Consider the following 20,838-nt stretch of genomic DNA (forward strand, 5'->3'; position numbering starts at 1 on the left):
AATAGAATTGTGAAGTATGCATCTAATTGCTTAATTTTAACAAACCAATCTGGTTAACCAATCTGGTTTAAACAAAATATGAAGGTCGAAATTCTTACCAAATCTGAAAACGGAGATGTCCAAAAAGGAATTATCTCAAGCATTAGGGACTATATAGATTACAAAAATTTGGAGCCTGGAGACAAGCTTCCTTCAGAACGGATGCTTTCAGAGAAATTTGGAGTAAGTCGAAGTAATCTTCGGGAGACCATACAGAAATTAGAGTTTTTTGGCATACTCAATTCACGACCTCAAAGTGGAACCTTTATTGCCAATATTGGTCGGGTGGCAATGAGCGGGATGCTTGATGATATATTGCGATTGGAAGACCCCGATTTTAAGTCATTGGTTGAGACTAGAATTTTATTGGAGTTGAAAACAGTTCGTCTGGCATCAACTAGAAGAACCGATGAAGACCTACAAAAAATGGAAGAGGCACTTGATGCCTACAGGGCAAAAGTGCTTAACGGTGAAGATGCGGTAGAGGAAGATTTGTTGTTCCATTTAGCCATTGCAAAAGCCAGCAAAAATGCCACTATGAATACCTTCATGTTGATAATTACGCCTGAAATTATCACCAATTTTGAAAAGTATCATGTTTGTGATTCTAGTCTTTCAATGAAAGGTATACAAGAACATCAAGCCATTTTTGAGGCCATCAAGGATAAGGACCCAAAAAGGGCCAAAGAAAAAATGAAAGAACATTTTAGCGTATTGTACCAGTATTGTTACAATACCTAGAACAATGACAAAGACAAAATTGCACGCTTTTGTCTTTAAACTAAATGAATATTGGAGGGAAGTAGCACTTACCAAATCTGAGGTTTCAAACCACTTTTTTAAGAGCTATTACTTATGTCTTGATTGACGATTTGTCTTCTAATCAAGTTAGAAATCGTTTTTCATTAACCGAATACAACCGTTGAAATGAAATTAAAAGGTTTAAGGTGGTGGGTAGTTGGATTGGTCGCTTTGGCTGCTGTCATAAATTATATTGATAGACAGGCGTTTGGAGCATTATGGCCGGACATTGCCAAAGACTTGTTTCCAGAAATGGATTCAGATGGGCATAAAGCTATCTATGGTACGATATCCACGGTATTTATACTGTCCTATGCCGCAGGTCAAGGAATATTCGGTAAAATTTTCGACTGGATAGGAACGAGAATGGGTTTTGCCCTCTCAATTGCAGTTTGGTCGTTTGCTACTGTGTTGCACGCTATTGCCCAAGGCGTACTGAGTTTCTCAATTTTTAGATCCTTACTCGGATTGGCAGAAGCTGGAAATTGGCCAGGTGCGGCAAAAGCAAACGCAGAATGGTTTCCGACCAAAGAACGGGCCTTTGCACAGGGCATTTTCAATTCGGGTGCCGCTGTTGGAGGAATAGTTGCGTATCCCATAATTGGGCTACTAGCCGCTGTTCTATCTTGGAAAGCAATTTTCGTAGTGGTAGGGATATTAGGTTTTTTGTGGCTTCTACCATGGCTTTTTGTCGTTAAGACAACACCGCAATCACATCCTTGGCTTACCGATTCAGAAAGGGATTATATCCTTAAAGGACAACAAAATCAGGATTTGGACAACGATGGAAATTATGATGAGGGTTATAATCCGAGTACTGCTAAACTTCTTGGCCACAAAGAAAGTTGGGGGGTTATAATTGCTTCTGCTGCAATAGACCCAATTTGGTGGCTCTTTATTGTATGGATACCTATTTACTTATCTGAAGTATTTGGAATGAACGTCAAGGAAATAGCCTTCTCTGCATGGCTACCTTATGTCGGTGCGATGATAGGGGCTTGGGCAGGAGGTCTTATTGCTCAAAATCGCCTGTCTGCAGGATGGTCTGTGAATAGGACTAGAAAAATGGTAATTACCCTTGGGTGTTTGATTATGATTCCTTGCTTTTTCCTGTTAAAAGCACCTGGTACTGCTTTTAATGCGGTTGTTATAATGGCTGTTTTATTGTTTGGCTTTCAGGTGGCCATCGGTAATATTCAAACAATACCAAGTGATCTCTTTAGCGGTAAAATTGTGGGAACCCTGTCAGGCTTTGCGGGTATGGCGGCCAAACTTGGTGCCGCAGGGTTGACCATTCTGGTAACTTTTATAACAACGGGTGGTAATTATACACCAGCATTTTTAATAGGCGTGGCCCTGGCATTAATTGCGCTTTCCGCAATTTGGCTTTTGTGCCCAAAAATTGAACCATTAAAACAAAAAGACTAAAAATTAATCAAGAATAAATAATGAGTGATAATAAAGGAAAAATAGCTCTTGTGACCGGCGCTACCGGTGGTATTGGTTATCAAGTCGCGAAGCGACTAGGTAAGGATGGCTATAGTGTTGTATTGAATGGGATTGAAGACCAACAAGGTGCTGAAAAAGTTGAAAAATTAAGTTCTGAGGGCATATCAGCAGAATATTTTGGGTTCGATGTCACGAACGAAGATGCCGTTAACCAAAATATCAAGTCGATTGGCGATAAATATGGCAAAATAGATGCGTTGATTAACAACGCTGGAGGGTTAGGCGGAAGATCTCGATTCGAAGAAATGACTACTGATTTTTATCGCAAGGTCATGGCATTGAATCTAGATTCCACGTTTTTCTGTTCAAGGGCGGCCATACCGTATTTGAAAAAAGCGGAATCTCCTTCAATTATAAACTACACCTCAATAGCGGGTTGGAATGCTGGGGGTCCGGGTGCCGGTATTTATGGAACTTCCAAGGCGGCCGTACATGCCATTACAAGGGCCTTGGCCAAAGATTTGGCTGAGTATGGTATTCGAGTTAATGCTGTATCGCCGGGTACAATTGATACGCCATTTCATGCACAGATCAAGGCCACGAAACCAGAGGTTTTTCAATCATGGAAGAATAATATCCTATTAGGAAGGCTAGGTCAACCTGAGGATGTTGCGTCGGTGATATCTTTTTTGGTAGGTGACGGTGCGAAGTTCATGACCGCCGAAACAATTCAAGTTGGTGGTGGCCAAGGATTAGGTATTTAATTAAAGAATTATCGAAATGGGAAATCTTGATGGGAAAGTAGCAGTTGTCACCGGAGGTTCTAGAGATATTGGACGCGCTATTGCAATCAAATTAGCGAATGGGGGTGCCGCAGTAGTTGTAAATTATTACAATTCTGAAGATGGTGCGAAAGCTACGGTGCAAGAAATAAAATCTTTCGGCGGCAGTGCAATTGCAATAAAAGCAGATGTTTCAAATCTCGATGACGTAAAAACCCTAAAAGAAAAAACCATTGAAGCCTATGGTAATAAAATCGATATTTTGGTAAATAATGCTGGAGGTCTTTTTGCAAGAAGAACATTGCAGGAATTTGATGCTGACTTTTATGAGAAAGTCTTAAGTGTTAATTTTAAGTCCGTGGTCTTTGTTACACAAGCATTTGAGCCATTGATGCAGAAAGGTGCGTCTATAATTAATATTTCGTCCCAAGCTGCTAGAGACGGCGGCGGTGGTGGTTCTGCGCTTTATGCTTCATCGAAGGGTGCTGTTACAACTTTTTCAAGGGCTATGGCGAAAGAATTAGGACCAAAAGGCATCAGGGTGAACGCAGTGTGTCCAGGTTTAATAGGCACAAAATTTCACGATGATTTCACTAAAGACGAGATACGCCAAAAGGTGGCTTCAGTTACACCTTTAAGACGTGAAGGTGCTGCCGAAGAAGTTGCTGATTTGGTAGCGTATCTTGCATCAAATGAGGCTTCATTCATTGCAGGCAACAATATTGATATAAATGGAGGGTTAGCTTTTAGCTAATTAATATTCAACGATAAACAACAATCAGAAAATAAATGAAAAAAGTAGTCACTTTCGGAGAGATAATGCTCCGATTGGCACCACAAGGATTTTTGCGTTTTTCTCAAGCGAATAGCTTTGATGTGATCTATGGTGGAGGGGAATCCAACGTTGCTGTTTCATTGGCAAATTATGGAGTTCCGGTCGATTTTGTGACCCGTCTACCCAAAAATGATATTGGGCAATGTGCCCTTATGGAAATGCGTAAACGGGGCGTAGGAACTGATAAAATTATTTACGGAGGGGATAGATTAGGGATTTACTTTTTGGAAACCGGAGCGGTCTCAAGAGGGAGTAAAGTTGTCTATGATCGGGCACATTCGGCCATGGCCGAAATTGAGGCTGGAATGGTCGATTGGAAATCTGTCTTTACGAATGTAGAATGGTTTCATTGGACCGGAATTACGCCAGCAATCTCTCAAGGAGCCGCAGATGCTTGTTTGGAAGCGGTAAAAGTAGCCAGTGAGATGGGTGTGACCATTTCAACGGATTTAAATTACCGTGCTAAACTTTGGAAGTATTGTGATGATGCCAAGCGTGAAGAAATCATGTCTGATTTAACGGCGTACTGCGACATTGTTTTAGGAAATGAGGAAGATGCTGAGAAACATTTTGGTATTAAACCAGAAGGTCTAGATATCACTACCCAGGGTGAACACGTGAAAGCTGAAGCTTTTCTTTCAGTTTGCAAACAGATGATGGAGCGTTTTCCTAGAGCCAAAAAAGTAATCACAACACTTAGAGGTTCTTTATCTGCTTCCCATAATACTTGGGCAGGTGTACTTTATGATGGTAACAAAATGTACAAATCCCCTGAATACCAGATAACCCATATTGTTGATCGTGTGGGTGGTGGAGATAGCTTTATGGGAGGATTGATATATGGGCTTTTAAAATATCCTACTGACGATCAAAATGCTTTAAATTTCGCCGTGGCCGCCTCGTGTTTAAAACATACCATCAAAGGCGATGCTAATTTAGCAACGGTCGCCGAAGTCGAGAAATTAATGAGTGGTGATGCCTCGGGTCGTGTAGCACGTTAATTCAAGAAAATGAGCGAACTTAATCAAGAGCAAATAATCGTTAAAATGGGTCAGGGAGGTCTAATCCCTGTTTTCAATCACACTGATTATGATATTGCAAGGCAAGTTTTGGATGCTTGCTATCAAGGAGGTATACGGGTATTTGAATTCACCAATCGAGGCGATAATGCACTGGAGGTTTTTGGGAAATTGGTTGCTCACGCAGAGCAGTACCCCGATTTGTTATTGGGCATTGGAACCATATTTTCAGCTGAAGATGCTCAAAAGTTTCATCAAGTAGGCGCACAATTTATCGTATCGCCTGCAATGATTCCTGATTTAGCGGAATTCTGTAAGGGCCAAAATATTCTTTGGATTCCAGGCTGTGGAACGGTTTCTGAAATTTATCAGGCAACACAGTTGGGGGCAAAAGTAATCAAAGCCTTTCCTGGGAATGTCCTGGGACCTGGGTTCGTGAAATCCGTAAAAGCCGTATTTCCTAACGTACCAATCATGCCAACAGGTGGGGTTGCGCCAACGAAAGAGAACCTAAAAACTTGGTTTGACGCTGGTGTTACCTGTGTTGGTATGGGTTCTAAATTGATTACCAAAAGTATACTTCAAGAGCGCGATTTTGATGGTCTTAGGCACTTGGTTGCTAATGCTTTGGCAACTATAGAAGAAGTTAAGCCAAACTGATTTTATGCCAAGCGGACCAAGTTTTCTGAAGAAATTTACTTCCTTGATATTAAGCTTTGGTCCAGGAATTTTTGCGATAGGTTATACCATAGGAACTGGTAGTGTAACTTCCATGATTGTTGCCGGAAGTACACATGGTATGCAATTACTATGGGTCTTATTGCTCAGCTGTCTATTTTCAGGAATCCTAATTTATGTATACGGTAACTATACCCTCTTAACTGGCGAAACTGCACTATTTGCTTTCAAGAGACACTTGAAATGGGGCAGGGTTATGGCAATTTTAATAATCATTGGAATAGCCATCGGACAATGGAATTCCCTGATGGGTATAATGGGTATTTCGTCCAATATCATCTATGAGATTTTTGCCATTTATTTTCCCGGCATTTCTTCTTTTAAATACGAGGCAGTCATAACAATTGCTTTAGTTCTAACAGCTGTTTTTTATGCACTTCTTTTGGTGGGTAGATATACTTTCTTTGAAAAGATATTGGTAGTCTTTGTGACCATAATGGGGGTATCTTTTCTGATATCGTTGTTTATGGTATATCCATTGCCTGAAGATGTAATAAAAGGGTTAGTTCCTTCAATACCCCAGGTAAAAGGCGGTAGGATGTTGGTAGCTGCATTCGTTGGTACGACAATGGCAGCGGCCACATTTTTGTCAAGGCCCCTTTTTGTAAAAGGAAAAGGATGGACAATCAATAACTTGAAAGAACAGAAAAAAGATGCCATTGTAGCCGCGATTCTTGTTTTTGTTATTAGTGGGGCCATAATGGCCGTTGCAACAGGTGCTTTGTTTTATGAAGGTAAACCAGTAACCCAAGTTTTGGATATGGTTAATACCTTGGAGCCAGTGGCGGGTAAGTTTGCGCTCACCCTGTTCTTTTTCGGCACCCTTAGCGCTGGATTATCTTCGATATTTCCAATATTGTTGATTGTGCCCATTCTAATAGCAGATTATCAATCAGGACAACTTGATACCAATTCAAAACAATTTAAGCGTATAACTGCATTTGCCTGTTTATTTGCGCTGATTGTACCCATTTTCGGGTCTAATCCTGTAGAGATGCAAATTCTCTCCCAAATTTTCAATGTCTTTGTTTTGCCACTGGTTATTCTGGGTATTCTCCTGCTAATCAATAAAAAAAGCATAGTGCAGGTGCATAAAACTCATTTTCTTTTGAATATAGGTTTGGGGTTGGCATTACTATTTGCATGTATTATTTCGTACAACGGGGTAAAGGCTCTAATCGACTATTTTTAGAAATTACCCTCCGGCGATATTCTTTTTGTTCATGTCTTGAACCGCTTTTTCAATTCCCCTTGGAGTCAGGGGAAACATGGGGACCAATTCTTTAATGGCTTGAATGGTATAGGTACCTGGCCAGTATTTTAAGGGTTCGGGGTTAAGCCAAACCGTTTTTTTGAATTTCTCTGTTATAGCTTTTATGGCAAGCATACTGTCATGGGTCAATTCGTACGGGGCCATAGCGGCGTCACCAATGATAAAGACCTTATAGTTTTTATTAAATTTCAAAAGCCTGTCAAGGTACATTGAAGTCATGCGCCTTTCATCAGACCATACCCGGTCATAAATGGTATTGTGGAAGTAAAACACCTCTAAATCGTGTGCAAATCGTGTTTTCATTTTACGGAATAGCCGTTGCACGGTGCGTACATAGGGTGACATGGAATACCCCCCATTGTCAATCAAAACAATGATTTTAAAATCCTCGTTTTTTTCGTTTTTCAACTCGGGTATGAAAAGTCCACCTCTTTTGAGTCCAGTTTTAATTGTGGTTGGCACATCCAACTTTTCTTGGGCACTTTCTTCAATTACCCCTTTTATCGAGGCCAAGGCCGCATCAACATTGTCATCGTTGAGTAATGAATCCCGGTCTACAGGAAAGTAGTTTTTATCACCGATTACCTTTCTGGCCATTCGGCCGCCACCCTGACCGCCAACGCGTATTCCATTTTTTGCTGCACCGCCATGTCCGTAGGGTGAGATGCCTCCTGTGCCTATCCAATGGCTTCCACCACCGTGATTGGTGCGTTGTTGTTTACGCACCTGTTCCATGCGTTCCAGAAGTTCCTTTAAAGATAGATCGGAGTAATCGGCCATTTTATCCAAATGCCGTTCCCTTGGATTTTGGTCATTCTGTTCCTCATCGGTATCCTCCAGATCAGGATTATCCTTATTCCAGAGTTCCAATCCATCGACTACTTGCTTGATGTCATAGGTAGTCAAATGAACTTGGTCAAGAAATGTGTTGACCAAATCCTCAGGGGTCAAATCCATATCCCTATCCGCTTCTTCAACATAACCCGATTTCCATTTTTGAAAGGTTTCGGACCGTAGAATTGCATCTTCAAGAGATTGTCCCGGGGCAACGGGTATATTCAGGAAATACTCGTAAAAAGCTTTGATGTATGGCCCCTCTTCTTCAGGCTTCTTAACGATGATTCCTTTGAGTACGTTATGTAGGTCTCCCAATGTTTTTACCAATCCTTTTTGCATGGCACGACGCAACACCAGTAATGTTCTTACATCGGTTTGTAAATCATGCTCTCGAAAAGATGCTGGTAAGGAACTAAGCATATTAATTAAAGTATGGCCCCATATTTTGAAGGCCAATTTTACGATTTATCTGTTCCATATCGGTTTGGGTTTTTATTAACGCACCGATGCCTTCAAGGCCTTTGATTTTTTTAACGGCTTCTTTCGGGGAAGTATCTGACATATACTTTAACCAATTCAATATTTCACGTGTTGTAGGTGCGCGCTCCAATCCCAATTGTCGCAGATTATAAAAGACCTCTAGAGCACTTTCAACAACAGTTGCATCGAGTTTAGGGTGATGTTTTTCAATAATCCGTTCCATGACATCCTTGTCAGGAAAATGAATGAAATGGTAGATACAACGACCTTTGAATGCTGTTGGCAACTCCTGTTCCCGATTTGAGGTAATTACAATGGCAGGCATTTCTTCTTCAGAGATTTCAATAACCTCACCAGATTCAGGCATTATAAATTTTCTATGGCTTAGGGCGTACAACAAATCGTTCGGAAACTCCCTTGGTGCCTTATCAATCTCATCAATTAATAGCACTGAATTTGGTTTACTATAAGCAATTGCTGCTGGGCCTTTAACGACATAATCGCCTAATTTTTCAGGGTTACGACCACCGGTTGACAACCGAGTTTCCAAGCCTTTTTCTTCTCGTTGGGCATTTAGGACTTCTATTTGTGAATCACGGAGGTATTTCACATGATCGAATCGAGCTACGAACTGCTCTACGTTACTTTTTGAACCAACAGGATAAACCTCCAAATCCAAACCAAGGTCATTTGCATAATGTATGGGTAATTCCGTTTTTCCGGTTCCAGGTTCTCCTTCAATGAGCAATGGCATTCCTAAGGTTCTTGCCATATGAAATGCTTGTGCCAATTCTGGGTCACAGAGGTACTTTTCAGAACCCGCCCAGTAAGATGTCTCCGCCATGTTAAATCAAAAATTGCATTCTGTGAATTTAGCTTATTAATAAGTAACGAAGCAAGTAATGCGTTTCAGTGGGTAGTTTTTTGGGCCGAAAGTAATAATTCAGTCTTCTGATGCATTGGTTGAACAAGTGCCAAATTCGAATCCAAGGTTCTCTGATTTGTCGAAAATTGAGTTAAGTGGAAATTATTTTGAAGTCGTATTTCAACGAAACCAAATTTATTAAAGGGTATAATATATTTATATACAGCTATTTAAATTTTAAACTGATGATTCTGCTAGCTGCGTAGTCTTAAAATTTCCATAAAATAGTACCTTTTTATACATAGTACTGTAACAAAATGATTTTTGTGGCGTCTATATAGTGTAATCAATTAAAAAACATTTTTAAAAAATAGAACAATGAAAGCATCAATCAACAGAACAGCAACAGAATCAAGAACGGGGCAATATTTCTCAACCCTAAGTGAGAGTAAAAGGTCGTTATGGGCGCAGTATCGAAACTATAATCGTTAAAAACGGCTTTAAACATTAATCCTAACAATTGGGACTGAAATAATTACAATTCAGAATATTTCGTTCCACAAAAAGTAAAAATCACAACATCTTTGTATCATCAATCGAAAATCAAAAGAAATCATGAAAGCATCAATCAATAGAACAGCAACAGAATCAAGAACTGGACAATATTTCTCTACACTTAGCAATAGCAAAAGGTCGCTTTGGGCCCAGTATAGAAATTACAATCGCTAGCAATAGCACAATCAATCAAAAAATGGAATCAATCATCATCAATCAATCAACAATGGAATCTAAGGGATACGTCTTCTTTTTAAATTTAAAGAACAACAGACGAATTCGCTGGACGGAATCAATAGAGTACATCTAGGAACCATCATTATTTTGGTGGGTATCAAATCAAAAGCTTCTTGAATTTTCAAGGAGCTTTTTTTTGTAGCTGAGACTGGATTCACGGCATAGTCGTGGGCCTAATGGGTGGCTTTACAAATAAGCTCCAATTGCTTCACAATCCATCTTTTCTTTTGTTCTCAATTTTGAAGTACACTTCAGTTGTTTCCAAAAGAAAAGCTCCTTGATTTTTCAAGGAGCTTCTTTGTAGCGGGGACTGGACTCGAACCAGCGACCTTCGGGTTATGAGCCCGACGAGCTACCTACTGCTCTACCCCGCGATGTGGACGGCAAATATACAACGCTTTTTTACTTTGGACAAGCCTCTTGTTTCAACTCGGTTTTATTCGGTATTTTCGAGCTTATGGAGCAATTGAACAACTTTTTGGGGAATGCCATTTCTGCGACCGAATGGCCCATGTTTTTGTTATTGATAGGTGGGGGCCTTTTCTTGGTGCTTAAATCAGGTTTCAAGCCCTATCGCTTTTTTGGTCATGCCATTGCCATAACCCGAGGTAAATACGATGATAAATCCGCAAAGGGTGATGTAAGTTCGCTTCAGGCACTTTCAGCCGCTGTTGCCGCAACTGTTGGCCTAGGTAATATATCGGGTGTGGCCATTGCCATTCACGATGGCGGTCCTGGTGTGATTTTTTGGATTTGGATGACCGCAATAATTGGCATGTGTATCAAATTTTATTCTGGAAGTTTGGCCATCATGTTTCGCACAACTGATTCAGAAGGAAAATTACAAGGAGGCCCCATGTTCTATATAACACAAGGGCTAGGCAAAAAATATAAACCTTTGGCCGTCTTCTTTTGTATTGCCGGATTATTTGGGTTTTTAGGCGTATTTACAGCCAACCAATTCACCGAAACGTTTATGAGTGTGGTGCAACCTGAAGAAACATTGGTTGCTTTAGGGGGTAACGAAGATGACCCATTATTCAATTGGAAGTTGTTGGTCGGAATCCTATTGGCAATAATCTCATCTTTTGTAATTTTTGGCGGATTACAGAAGATTGCGAAGGTAGCAACAGCATTGGTGCCTTTCATGGTTATCGTGTATTTATTAGCGGTGATTTCGGTAATGGTGGCGAATGCCTCTCAGGTATTGCCATCACTGAAATTGATTCTCACTGAAGCATGGAATTTCAACTCGTTGGTGAATGGAGGCTTTTGGGGATTGGTTATTATCGGCGTTCGTAGGGCAATGTTCTCCAATGAGGCAGGTTTGGGTTCAGCGCCCATGTACCATGGGCAATCAAAGAACGATGAACCTATTCGTGAAGGGCTGGTCGCCATGTTGGGGCCATTTATAGATACCATTCTAGTTTGTACGTTTACGGCAATAGTTTTGATTTTAAGTGGGGCATATCTCGAAGAAGGTAGTGGTATTGTGATGACCTTAAATGCCTTTAATACTTCTTTAGGGGATTGGGGTGGCATTTTACTTATGGTAATTGTCTCGGCCTTCGCGCTCTCCACACTTTTTACCTATTCGTATTACGGGGTAAAATGCCTTTCATTTTTGACCAATCCTAAGATTGGGAAGTTCTACAATTGGTATTTTGTTATCATGATAGTCTTTGCTGCCATCGCTTCTTTAGATGTGGTAAAAAACCTCATTGATTTGTCCTACGCTTTAATGGTGATACCAAATATGATAGCAGTGTTATTGTTGGCCCCTAAGGTTAATAAGGCCGCCAAGCAGTATTTTAAAAAATTACGAAGTGAGCCTCGATAATTTCGAACATGAGTTTTTTGGGATAGGCATTCAAAACGGAAAGACCCCTGAAAATTTAGGTGCGCTATGGCGTTCTGCTCAAAACCTTGGAGCCAGTTTCATTTTTACTATAGGTAATAGATATGCAAAGCAGTCTAGCGATACCCATCATGCAGTAAAGGCAATGCCTTATTTTCATTACGATTCGTTTGAGGCTTTTTATGAAAACTTACCAAAAGGAGCTATGCTGGTCGGGGTTGAGATGGCTGAAAACGCTGTGGATTTAGAAACGTTTCATCACCCTAGAAGATGTGTGTATTTATTGGGAGCGGAAGACCATGGTCTTACTAAAATAGCTTGCGAGAAATCCCATCACTTAGTGAAGTTTAAGTCAGAAAAAAGTTTAAATGTGGCAATTGCGGGTAGTATTGTGATGTATGATAGGAGGTTATCAAAGCCAAGAATGAGCTAACTTTGCCTTATGGAAAAACCACATAAGTCTGGCTTTGTAAATATCATAGGAAACCCCAACGTAGGTAAGTCCACGCTTATGAATGCCTTTGTTGGTGAAAAGCTTTCCATCATTACTTCAAAAGCCCAAACTACAAGACATCGAATTTTTGGTATTGTGAACGGCGATGATTTTCAAGTGGTTTTTTCAGATACACCGGGTATTATCAAACCCGCATATGAAATGCAAAATGCCATGATGGATTTTGTTAAGTCGGCCTTTGAAGATGCTGATTTACTGCTTTACATGGTTGAAATAGGGGAGAAGGGATTGAAAGATGAGGCCTTTTTTAATAAGATAAAACACAGTAAAATACCGGTATTGCTATTGTTGAATAAAATTGATACCTCAGAACAGACAGTCCTAGAGGAACAAATGCAATACTGGCAAGAGTTGTTACCGAATGCTGAAATTCATCCTATATCGGCATTGGAAAATTTTAATGTAGAAGAGGTTTTCAATCGAATTCTTCAATTGCTCCCTGAAGGTCCCGCTTACTATCCCAAGGATCAATTTACGGATAGGCCGGAACGCTTTTTCGTTAATGAGGCGATTCGAGAAAAAATTCTGTTGAACTACAAAAAAGAAATTCCCTATTCCGTTGAAGTAGAAACTGAAGAGTTTATAGAAGACGATAAAATCATCAGGATTCGCTCCGTAATCATGGTTGAACGTGATTCACAAAAAGGAATCATTATCGGGCATAAGGGTGCTGCCTTAAAAAAAGTAGGTGTGGCCGCTCGAAAAGATTTGGAGCAATTTTTTGATAAGCAAGTTCATATAGAACTCTATGTGAAGGTCAATAAAAATTGGCGCTCCAATTCACAACAACTAAAACGGTTTGGATACCAGTAAAATAAAAGAGGAGATAATTTAAAAATACCTCCTCTTTAACTAACTAACTCAAAATAATGTAACTCATTCTATAGGTGAATATTCAAATCGTTGCCCACCAACCGATGCGTCGGCCATAAGGCCAGCCTTTGGTAGTGCAAAAACTGCAACTCCATCCTTGTATTTTGCATTAAAAGCGATTCCAGACTTCACTGCCACAGCAGAAGCCCCTGCAGCGAATTGAAATTCATCTTCTTTAAATCGTTCTAAATCGGTTTCTGTTTCAAAAAATATGATTTCTATGATGGCTTGCCCACCAGCTTGTAGGCCGATACTTAGTTTCTTTAAATCGGCCATGCCAATGACATCTCCTTTTTGATACACCACACCGGTGCCAGAAGCACCTCCGATAATAAGCCCTCCTTTTCCAACATTAGGAAAAATCACATATCCGGCAGAATCATCAAAAAAGGATTGCAGACTTTCGTCGTTATCTAAAAGGGTTTTTTTGGCTTTCTCAGCATCCTTAAAAATCTTCATGTCCTTTGCATCTTGTGCATTTAGGAACATGTTGGTTGAAATAAAAAGAAATGAGAATAAGTAAAAGGTAAATTTCATTAAGTTGTTTTAAATAGATACGCGAGTTCTAACATCTTTAGTCGTTAAAGCAATGTTAGAAAGTTCAAAAATTATGTTACTTCTTATTTAGGACTGTACTCGTTACTTTTAATTGCAATTGCTGATTTAGTCCGTATACTTTTTCTGTATAGCGATAAATAATTCATCAGCATACTGCCGCAAGGCTTCCATTTGAGATTTACCCTTGGCTTTGCCCAATCTTCCAAAGGCATAGAAACAGAGCCATAGAAATACTAGAAGTAGCATACCGATAATTAATAAGTTCACATTGTGACCTAAGGTATATTTTGAGTAGGCAAATACTCCCAAGATTAAAAACAAGGTTGCAACACCAAAATGTAGAAACATAAAAAAAGTCCATAAAGTTGGATTAGGTCCAAACACCCCATGTATACTACTCTTACCTTCACTGAAGGAACTAATCTCCAGGTGCAATTGTGGTGACCAGAAATTGGTTTGTCCTTTTTGAAACCTAATATAGACGTGTTCATCAACCCGCTTGATTAAAAAAGGATTTTTGGCAGTTATATCAAATTCCTTTTTCAATAATTCGAAATCGGCAAATAGCTTAATCTCAAATCGAGGTCGCAAGATTATTTCATAAACGAGCTCACTCATTTAAATGGTTTAGGCCCCAATAAGTTATCTAATTTTCTATGTAATTAATGCTACTTTTGCCAAAAATTAAAGCATGGGCGGCATTGTAGCCATTGTGGGAAGACCAAATGTTGGAAAGTCAACTTTTTTCAATCGGTTGATTCAAAAAAGGGAGGCAATTGTTGATGCCGTTAGTGGCGTCACCAGAGATCGACATTATGGTAAAAGTGATTGGAACGGTAAGGAGTTTTCGGTTATCGACACCGGAGGATATGTAGTTGGTAGTGACGATATCTTTGAGCAAGAAATCGACAAGCAGGTAGAATTGGCCATTGATGAAGCAGATGCTATAATTTTTATGGTTGATGTGGAGTCTGGTGTTACAGGTATGGATGAGGATGTTTCCAATTTGTTGCGCCGAGCAAACAAGCCCACCTTTTTAGCGGTAAACAAAGTGGACAACGCCCAACGGGAAGCAGACGCCACTGAATTTTACGCTTTAGGGCTAGGAGAGTATTATTCCATATCAAGTATCAACGGTAGTGGAACAGGTGATTTGTTGGATGCCTTGGTTAAAGAATTGCCTGATGTTGTTGAAGAGGAAAGTGAACTGCCGAGGTTTGCCGTTGTTGGGCGACCAAATGCGGGCAAATCCTCCTTTATAAATGCCTTAATTGGCGAGGACCGCTATATTGTCACCGATATTGCGGGTACTACGCGAGATAGCATAGACACCAAATACAATCGCTTCGGGTTTGAGTTCAATTTGGTAGATACTGCTGGAATTCGTCGAAAGGCGAAGGTCAAAGAAGACTTGGAATTCTACTCTGTAATGCGTTCGGTTCGTTCCATTGAATATGCAGATGTAGTCTTAGTGATGTTTGATGCCTCTCGCGGATTCGACGGACAGGTGCAAAATATTTTCTGGTTAGCCCATCGGAATAACAAGGGAATCGTAATTCTGGTCAATAAGTGGGATTTGGTCGAGAAAGAGACCAATTCGGTTCGGGACTACACCAAAAAAATCAAAGAGGCTTGTGAACCCTTTGTTGATGTGCCTATAATTTTCATTTCGGTCTTGAACAAACAACGAATTTTCAAGGCTATTGAAACTGCTGTTGAGGTATATAAAAATCGTTCGCGAAAAATCAAGACTCGTGAGTTGAATGACGTTATGCTCCCGATAATTGAGCGCAAACCTCCCCCAGCAATTAAGGGTAAATATGTGAAGATCAAGTTCTGTACGCAACTGCCTACCCATTATCCGCAATTTGCTTTTTTCTGTAATCTACCCCAATATGTTCGTGATCCCTACAAACGGTTTTTAGAGAATCAGATTCGGGACAAGTTTGATTTTAATGGTGTGCCGATTTCGGTATTTATTCGAAAGAAATAGGGCGAACTTTCTTTTGATATGCGCTGGGGCTGCTGCCCGAAATTTTTTTGAACACTCGGTTAAAAGTAGATTTAGAATTGAATCCAGAATCGAAAGCAAGACCAAGCAATGAATATTTCTGATAGGCTTCATCTTGCAATAAACCTTTGACATGCTCAACCCGATGTTTGTTCACAAAATCTATAAATGGCAGTTGCAATCCATTATTTATACACTCTGAGACTTGGCGTTTTGGTAGGTTGAGTTGTTTTGCAAAAGTCTCTAAGCTTAATTCTGGATCTAAATAGTACTTTTCAGAAATCATCTTTTTTGTAACCCTTTCCAATAGTTTCTGGTCGATTTGTTTAGATTCCTCTCGTATCACTTTTAAAGGCACAGAGCTCAGGCCATGTTTGATTTTCTGTTGAAAAAGACCACCAACTGCCAAAAACAAGACCAATAAACCCATAGGTAAGGCTAGAACCACCTGATCTGGAAAGTAATGGAAAAATGTGCGTAAAAAGGCTTCAAATAACCAAGCTATGGAGAGTATTGATATGCCTAAAAACAACTGACGTAGCCAACGTAAATCGAATTTTGAAATTTCTGAAAATTCATTGCTTATCATATCCTGGTAACGACGAACTAACCTGTAAGAGAGATAGGTGTATACAAGTAATGAGACCAGTGATAGATTAAATTCCAAGTTATAGGTAAACGGTTCGTGAACCTCCATCCAAAACCATCTGCGGAAAGCATAGTCGTTCAACCGAAGAAACACATACAGTGCAAACTGTAGAAATACCGGTATAAAATGTAGCCAATCGCTCCGCTCAAAGGAGAATTTTTTTAGCACTAATGATTTGGAGTATAAGTATAGAAGAGGTCCAAACCCTAAGGAAAAATAAATGGGTAAAAAGTAGAAATTAGGGTTTTGCCGATAGATACCTGCATATGAGAAGAAGGCATCGCAAAGCCAAAAAGAAAACGCCAGAACCATAAGCCCCAAGTACCTTTTTGCTTGTGCTCTTTTGCCGTTTGCCAATAAAAGAATAGCGGCAAAAATGCCCTGGGAAATAATCATACCCAATACAACAACCGATAAGTTGAACTCTATTTTCACTTTAAAACCAAATTGAAAGCAACTGTGAATTTGTCTTTGATAGCCTGTGAGCCTAAGTTCTTAAAAAAACTGTTTGAATTGTAGTTGATTCCGAATTTGGTTCTATCAATTTCGGTCTTGCCGCTGATAATCATACCTGACTCGCTTTTTTTAGTATTACAGGGCACGCTAATTTTATTAGTAACACCCCGCATGGTCAATTGGCCAATTAGATGGGTTTCGCTTATCTGTTCAATGGTGAAAATTGCGGTCTTGTGTTTACGCACATAAAAGAAGTCCTCACTTTTTAAATGCTCGATCAATTGTTGGTTGTCGTGGGCCATGGTGGTCATATCAAACACAATTTCACCCTTGATGGGGTTGCCGAATTGGTCCAATTCAAAAGATGCATTTTTAATGTTCAGGGTACCATTAAGGGAATATCCACCGATAGCTCCGTAGCCTGTCCAATCTACCGAATGGTCGATAAGCGTAAGGTTTTCGGTTTGTGCAAATAAAGTTACTGTTGTTACTAAAAAAATGATTAGAGTTTTCATATCGCAATTAGTTTTGGGATTGTAATTCAGCTTCAGTTTCGATAATGCCTATACCTTTGTAAATCGTTCCAGAAGGGTCTTTGGCCAAAACGTACCAAAGAGCATCACCCGCAAAAAGATCGTTGCCAAAGCGGGTATTTTTCTCAAAGCAATAGCTTTCTTTTTTCAACTTCTTGTCAAGAATACTAAAGGCCTTTTTAGCTTCCTTTTTTGAAAATTTCATATTGGGTAGCCATCCTTTTTCCTTTATCCAGATAAAACTACCCGCCTCAATGATTTGAAGATTATCCAGTATGGGAATGATACAGGTATCATGCTCCCATTTGTATTTGGCTTCATCGGGTTTATTTGTTAGTACTGGATAATTGGGGCTTGGGGTGTGGTAGAGTATGAGTCCAGTGCTGATTCCTCTTAATTGTTCGGGATAAATTCTTGAACGGTCTATCCAAGCTTCTTGAGCATAAAGGCTATGAGTCGTGATTAAAAAAATAATTAGGTATTTCATACTATTGAATTTTGGACAAATTTGCTTCTCAAAATGATGCCAATCGACCCAAAACAGGTATTGGGTCGTATTTCGATACCTTATTGACTCATGGGTTAGTGGGTGAAAGATGCTACCTTTGAAAAAAGAGCATATGGAAACGCAGACCACTTCATTTTACGATATATCATTAAAGGCCTTGGATGGTTCAGACTTGAACCTTGCTGATTTTAAAGGAAAGCACCTGTTATTTGTAAACGTCGCTTCAAAATGTGGGTTTACCCCGCAATACAAAGAGCTGCAAAAATTAAGCGATATGTATACTGATAATTTAGTGGTCATTGGTTGCCCTTGTAACCAATTTGGGGGTCAGGAACCTGGTGATGCAAATCAAATTCAAGGTTTTTGTGAGCTAAACTTCGGGGTTACCTTTCCCTTAACCGAAAAATTGGATGCCAAAGGAAGTAACCTACACCCGTTATACAAATGGTTGACATCAAAAGAATTGAATGGTAAGAAAAACTCAAGCGTAAAATGGAATTTTCAAAAGTATCTGGTAAGCCCGGAAGGGGAGCTTATTGACTATTATTATTCGATAACCAAGCCATCAAGTAAAAAAATCACAAAGCATCTTTAATTACGGGCATAATTACTCCGAAGCCAACCCAACTTTAATCCTCTGCTCCAATCGATTGCCTTTTTCATCAATAACCGAAAGCAGGTAATCCCCGGGTTCAGGGGTAAAAGCCAATTCGTGAAATTCATTGGTAGTTCCGATAAATTGGTCATCGAGATACCAAAATATCACAGTTGTCGGTTGTTGATGTGCCAATTTAAAAACAACTTCACCGACTCCTCCACCAAATTCTCTCGGTAATAGAATGGTTTCGTTCTTTTCAGGAAAGATAAACTGCATTAAAGGATTCAATTCGGTCTGGCATCCAGGTAAAAATGAAGGAGTTTCCCGATACTCAGGATGTTTTTTACCGTAATAATAGGCCAGAACAGGGGGTAAGGTGAACCAACTTTTTTGATGGATTTGCTCCAATGGATAACATTCAGCAGTAACCTGATAACGTTCTGAAGAGTCCAATTGCAATAGGCTATGATATGGACAGGGTTTAGTTTGAACCCCTTTTTTAGGCACCCATTCGGATATGACGTTTTCGCAATCAGGCGTTGCCAGAAATCCGCTTTCCGCGCAGTTTTTGACTTCGATTAATTCATCATAGGGGCTATCAAACCAACCACTATTGGGCAAGCGTTCCAATACATCAAATAGCAGAGGAGCCGCAGCTTCTAATCCTGTTAGGCCAGGTCTTCCTTCGCCATCGGCATTACCGGCCCATACACCAATCGCATATTTTGGGGTCACGCCTACGGCCCAGGCATCTTTAAAACCAAAACTGGTGCCTGTTTTCCAAGCCAAAGGTTGCGACTCATTAAAAAATGACCAATTTTCTTGACCTGTAGGCCGGTTCACTTTTTTGAGCGATTCAAAGACATTATATACCGCTCCTGCATTCAAAACTGGGGCTTGTTGCAGTTTCTTTTCATCTCTAGGCGATTCTATTAAAAAGCTTGCTGGTTCAAAAGTGGAATCCGAATATTCACTTGATGTTTGGTTAAAGAAATTCAAAGTTCTGGCCATTCCCGCATAAGCATTGGTCAATTGCCATAACGAGGATTCGGCACCCCCAAGAATCATGGATAAGCCATAATGACTAGCGGGTTTATCCAAAGAAGTAATTCCGGTTTCTGGAAGGAGTTTATAAAACTTTTCCAATCCATAGTTTCGTAATAACCGAACTGACGGAACATTCAACGAACGCGATAAAGCGATATCAACAGGGACCGCACCATCATAACCGCCATCAAAGTTTTCAGGCGTGTACCCATTAATTACGGTTGGAATGTCTTCAACCAAGGTTCGGGGGAGTACGATTCCATCTTGCAGGGCAGCGGTAAACAAGAGTGGTTTTAAAACGCTTCCCGTACTTCGATTTCGTTGAATAATATCGACAAAGGGGTCGTGTTCTTCTTCTGTTTGGGCATTCCCGACATAGGCTAAAACATTGCGATTTTCAATATCCAAAACCAATACTGCCAAGTTATGGATTTGGTTTTGTTGTAAGGTTAAATGATGATTGGCCACCAGCCGATTACACTGCTGTTGTAGATTGAAATCGATACTGGTTTTCCACCGTTTCGACCGCTGTTCTTTTCGTAACAACTCTACCAAATGGGGTGAGGTTTCGGGCAACCGCAATGGTTTTTTTGGCAAGGGTTCCTCCAACGCCAGTTCATAGGCTATGGAATCCAAAACCGCATTATCGAGCAGTTTTTTAAGCAAGCGATTTCGTTTTTGTCGGAGCTGTTCGTCTTTTGTTCCAGGAAAAATGAGGGAGGGGGCATTGGGCAACACCGCTAAAGCCGTAGTTTGGCCCCAACTCAATTTATGGGCTGGAACCCCAAAATAACGCCAGGAAGCGGCATCGAGGCCTACTACATTGCCCCCAAATGGTGCGTGGGAGGCATAAAGATTCAATATCTCCGCTTTCGAATACTTGGCTTCGAGACGTGTCGCCATACATAACTCTACCAATTTTTCACCATAGGTCCGTTTCTTGTTTTGGCGACTAAGACGGATTACTTGTTGTGTCAAGGTACTGCCACCACGTCGGCTATCAGTAGTGATATTACTCCATAGTGCCTTGGCGATGGAAATCGGATTAAACCCTGGATGTTGGTAAAAATGTTCATCCTCAAAATACCGAATACTGGCCTCAAACTTTTTAGGTACGGAGTCCAATGGGGGAAATCGCCATTGTCCATCATCGGCAATTCGAGCCCCAAGTAAAATCCCTTCTTTACTTTCAACTACTGTGGCATAGTCTGAATCAAAAAGTTGTCTAGGGAGGCAGAATAACCAGACTAGAAAGAGGCTTAAAACAATCAATAATTTGATTCGATGATGATTCCAGATAATATGTAGCCTTCTTTGAATCAA

20 protein-coding genes and 1 tRNA gene are annotated in these 20,838 nt (G+C 40.2%); 12 read left to right on the top strand and 9 right to left on the bottom strand.

Going from position 1 to position 20,838, the window contains the following annotated elements:
* The first annotated feature begins 78 nt into the window (after window positions 1-78).
* The 7 genes from HCU67_RS07310 to HCU67_RS07340 all read left to right on the top strand — a co-directional run bounded on the left by HCU67_RS07310 (window position 79) and on the right by HCU67_RS07340 (window position 6,855).
* Window positions 79-780, top strand: a complete 702-nt coding sequence (locus HCU67_RS07310; protein ID WP_168551902.1) for a FadR/GntR family transcriptional regulator — start codon at window positions 79-81, stop codon at window positions 778-780.
* 186 nt (window positions 781-966) lie between these two features.
* Window positions 967-2,268: an MFS transporter gene (locus HCU67_RS07315; RefSeq protein ID WP_168551903.1), complete on the top strand. Its 1,302-nt coding sequence runs from the start codon at window positions 967-969 to the stop codon at window positions 2,266-2,268.
* Between the two features lie 20 nt (window positions 2,269-2,288).
* Window positions 2,289-3,053 carry an SDR family NAD(P)-dependent oxidoreductase gene (locus HCU67_RS07320; RefSeq protein ID WP_168551904.1) on the top strand — a complete coding sequence of 255 codons (765 nt, stop codon included), beginning with the start codon at window positions 2,289-2,291 and terminating at the stop codon, window positions 3,051-3,053.
* Between the two features lie 16 nt (window positions 3,054-3,069).
* Window positions 3,070-3,825, top strand: a complete 756-nt coding sequence (locus tag HCU67_RS07325; RefSeq protein WP_168551905.1) for an SDR family NAD(P)-dependent oxidoreductase — start codon at window positions 3,070-3,072, stop codon at window positions 3,823-3,825.
* A 35-nt stretch (window positions 3,826-3,860) separates the two neighbouring features.
* The gene (locus tag HCU67_RS07330; protein WP_168551906.1) at window positions 3,861-4,907 is read left to right on the top strand and encodes a sugar kinase; all 1,047 of its coding nucleotides are present in this window, start codon (window positions 3,861-3,863) and stop codon (window positions 4,905-4,907) included.
* Between the two features lie 9 nt (window positions 4,908-4,916).
* Window positions 4,917-5,585 carry a bifunctional 4-hydroxy-2-oxoglutarate aldolase/2-dehydro-3-deoxy-phosphogluconate aldolase gene (locus HCU67_RS07335; RefSeq protein WP_168551907.1) on the top strand — a complete coding sequence of 223 codons (669 nt, stop codon included), beginning with the start codon at window positions 4,917-4,919 and terminating at the stop codon, window positions 5,583-5,585.
* A 4-nt stretch (window positions 5,586-5,589) separates the two neighbouring features.
* The gene (locus tag HCU67_RS07340; RefSeq protein ID WP_168551908.1) at window positions 5,590-6,855 is read left to right on the top strand and encodes an Nramp family divalent metal transporter; all 1,266 of its coding nucleotides are present in this window, start codon (window positions 5,590-5,592) and stop codon (window positions 6,853-6,855) included.
* A 3-nt stretch (window positions 6,856-6,858) separates the two neighbouring features.
* Here HCU67_RS07340 and HCU67_RS07345 read toward each other — a convergent pair whose 3' ends face one another.
* The 3 genes from HCU67_RS07345 to HCU67_RS07355 form a co-directional block, all read right to left on the bottom strand.
* The gene (locus HCU67_RS07345; RefSeq protein WP_168551909.1) at window positions 6,859-8,193 is read right to left on the bottom strand and encodes a hypothetical protein; all 1,335 of its coding nucleotides are present in this window, start codon (window positions 8,191-8,193) and stop codon (window positions 6,859-6,861) included.
* Window position 8,194: 1 nt separating this feature from the next.
* The gene (locus tag HCU67_RS07350) at window positions 8,195-9,097 is read right to left on the bottom strand and encodes an AAA family ATPase (RefSeq protein ID WP_168551910.1); all 903 of its coding nucleotides are present in this window, start codon (window positions 9,095-9,097) and stop codon (window positions 8,195-8,197) included.
* Window positions 9,098-10,211: 1,114 nt separating this feature from the next.
* Window positions 10,212-10,284, bottom strand: a tRNA-Met gene (locus tag HCU67_RS07355).
* Between the two features lie 83 nt (window positions 10,285-10,367).
* Between HCU67_RS07355 and HCU67_RS07360 the strand changes: the two genes are divergently transcribed.
* Genes HCU67_RS07360 through era form a run of 3 tightly spaced genes read left to right on the top strand, consistent with a single transcriptional unit; the run spans window position 10,368 to window position 13,095 of the window.
* Window positions 10,368-11,750, top strand: a complete 1,383-nt coding sequence (locus tag HCU67_RS07360) for an alanine/glycine:cation symporter family protein (protein WP_168552090.1) — start codon at window positions 10,368-10,370, stop codon at window positions 11,748-11,750.
* A complete protein-coding gene (locus tag HCU67_RS07365; protein WP_168551911.1) occupies window positions 11,737-12,201 on the top strand; it encodes a TrmH family RNA methyltransferase in 465 nt (154 codons plus the stop codon). The genes HCU67_RS07360 and HCU67_RS07365 overlap by 14 nt, the downstream gene beginning before the upstream one ends.
* 9 nt (window positions 12,202-12,210) lie before the next feature.
* Window positions 12,211-13,095, top strand: coding sequence for a GTPase Era (gene era / locus HCU67_RS07370; protein ID WP_168551912.1), 885 nt, complete (start codon window positions 12,211-12,213; stop codon window positions 13,093-13,095).
* A gap of 63 nt (window positions 13,096-13,158) precedes the next feature.
* On the opposite strand, the gene HCU67_RS07375 is transcribed toward era, so the two are convergent.
* Entirely contained in the window at window positions 13,159-13,692 is a 534-nt protein-coding gene (locus tag HCU67_RS07375) for a lipid-binding SYLF domain-containing protein (protein ID WP_168551913.1), read from the bottom strand.
* A 126-nt stretch (window positions 13,693-13,818) separates the two neighbouring features.
* The gene (locus HCU67_RS07380) at window positions 13,819-14,331 is read right to left on the bottom strand and encodes a GTP-binding protein (RefSeq protein ID WP_168551914.1); all 513 of its coding nucleotides are present in this window, start codon (window positions 14,329-14,331) and stop codon (window positions 13,819-13,821) included.
* A 73-nt stretch (window positions 14,332-14,404) separates the two neighbouring features.
* Here HCU67_RS07380 and der point away from each other — a divergent pair, with 73 nt between their 5' ends.
* Window positions 14,405-15,706: a ribosome biogenesis GTPase Der gene (der, locus tag HCU67_RS07385; RefSeq protein WP_168551915.1), complete on the top strand. Its 1,302-nt coding sequence runs from the start codon at window positions 14,405-14,407 to the stop codon at window positions 15,704-15,706.
* On the opposite strand, the gene HCU67_RS16760 is transcribed toward der, so the two are convergent.
* From HCU67_RS16760 to HCU67_RS07400, 3 genes are read right to left on the bottom strand one after another with little or no spacing between them, the layout of a single operon-like run.
* Window positions 15,690-16,808, bottom strand: coding sequence for a helix-turn-helix domain-containing protein (locus tag HCU67_RS16760; protein WP_168551916.1), 1,119 nt, complete (start codon window positions 16,806-16,808; stop codon window positions 15,690-15,692). The two genes, der and HCU67_RS16760, sit on opposite strands and share 17 nt — an antisense overlap.
* Window positions 16,805-17,344 (bottom strand): YceI family protein, encoded by a 540-nt coding sequence (locus HCU67_RS07395; RefSeq protein ID WP_168551917.1) that lies wholly within the window; start codon window positions 17,342-17,344, stop codon window positions 16,805-16,807. The genes HCU67_RS16760 and HCU67_RS07395 overlap by 4 nt, the downstream gene beginning before the upstream one ends.
* A 7-nt stretch (window positions 17,345-17,351) precedes the next feature.
* Window positions 17,352-17,849 (bottom strand): hypothetical protein, encoded by a 498-nt coding sequence (locus HCU67_RS07400; RefSeq protein WP_168551918.1) that lies wholly within the window; start codon window positions 17,847-17,849, stop codon window positions 17,352-17,354.
* A 109-nt stretch (window positions 17,850-17,958) separates the two neighbouring features.
* Between HCU67_RS07400 and HCU67_RS07405 the strand changes: the two genes are divergently transcribed.
* Window positions 17,959-18,465: a glutathione peroxidase gene (locus HCU67_RS07405; protein ID WP_168551919.1), complete on the top strand. Its 507-nt coding sequence runs from the start codon at window positions 17,959-17,961 to the stop codon at window positions 18,463-18,465.
* A gap of 12 nt (window positions 18,466-18,477) precedes the next feature.
* Here the strand turns inward: HCU67_RS07405 and pbpC are convergent, their stop codons facing one another.
* Window positions 18,478-20,838, bottom strand: coding sequence for a penicillin-binding protein 1C (gene pbpC / locus HCU67_RS07410; RefSeq protein ID WP_210423645.1), 2,361 nt, complete (start codon window positions 20,836-20,838; stop codon window positions 18,478-18,480).

It is taken from the genome of Croceivirga thetidis, from assembly GCF_012272815.1.
Lineage (GTDB): Bacteria > Bacteroidota > Bacteroidia > Flavobacteriales > Flavobacteriaceae > Croceivirga > Croceivirga thetidis.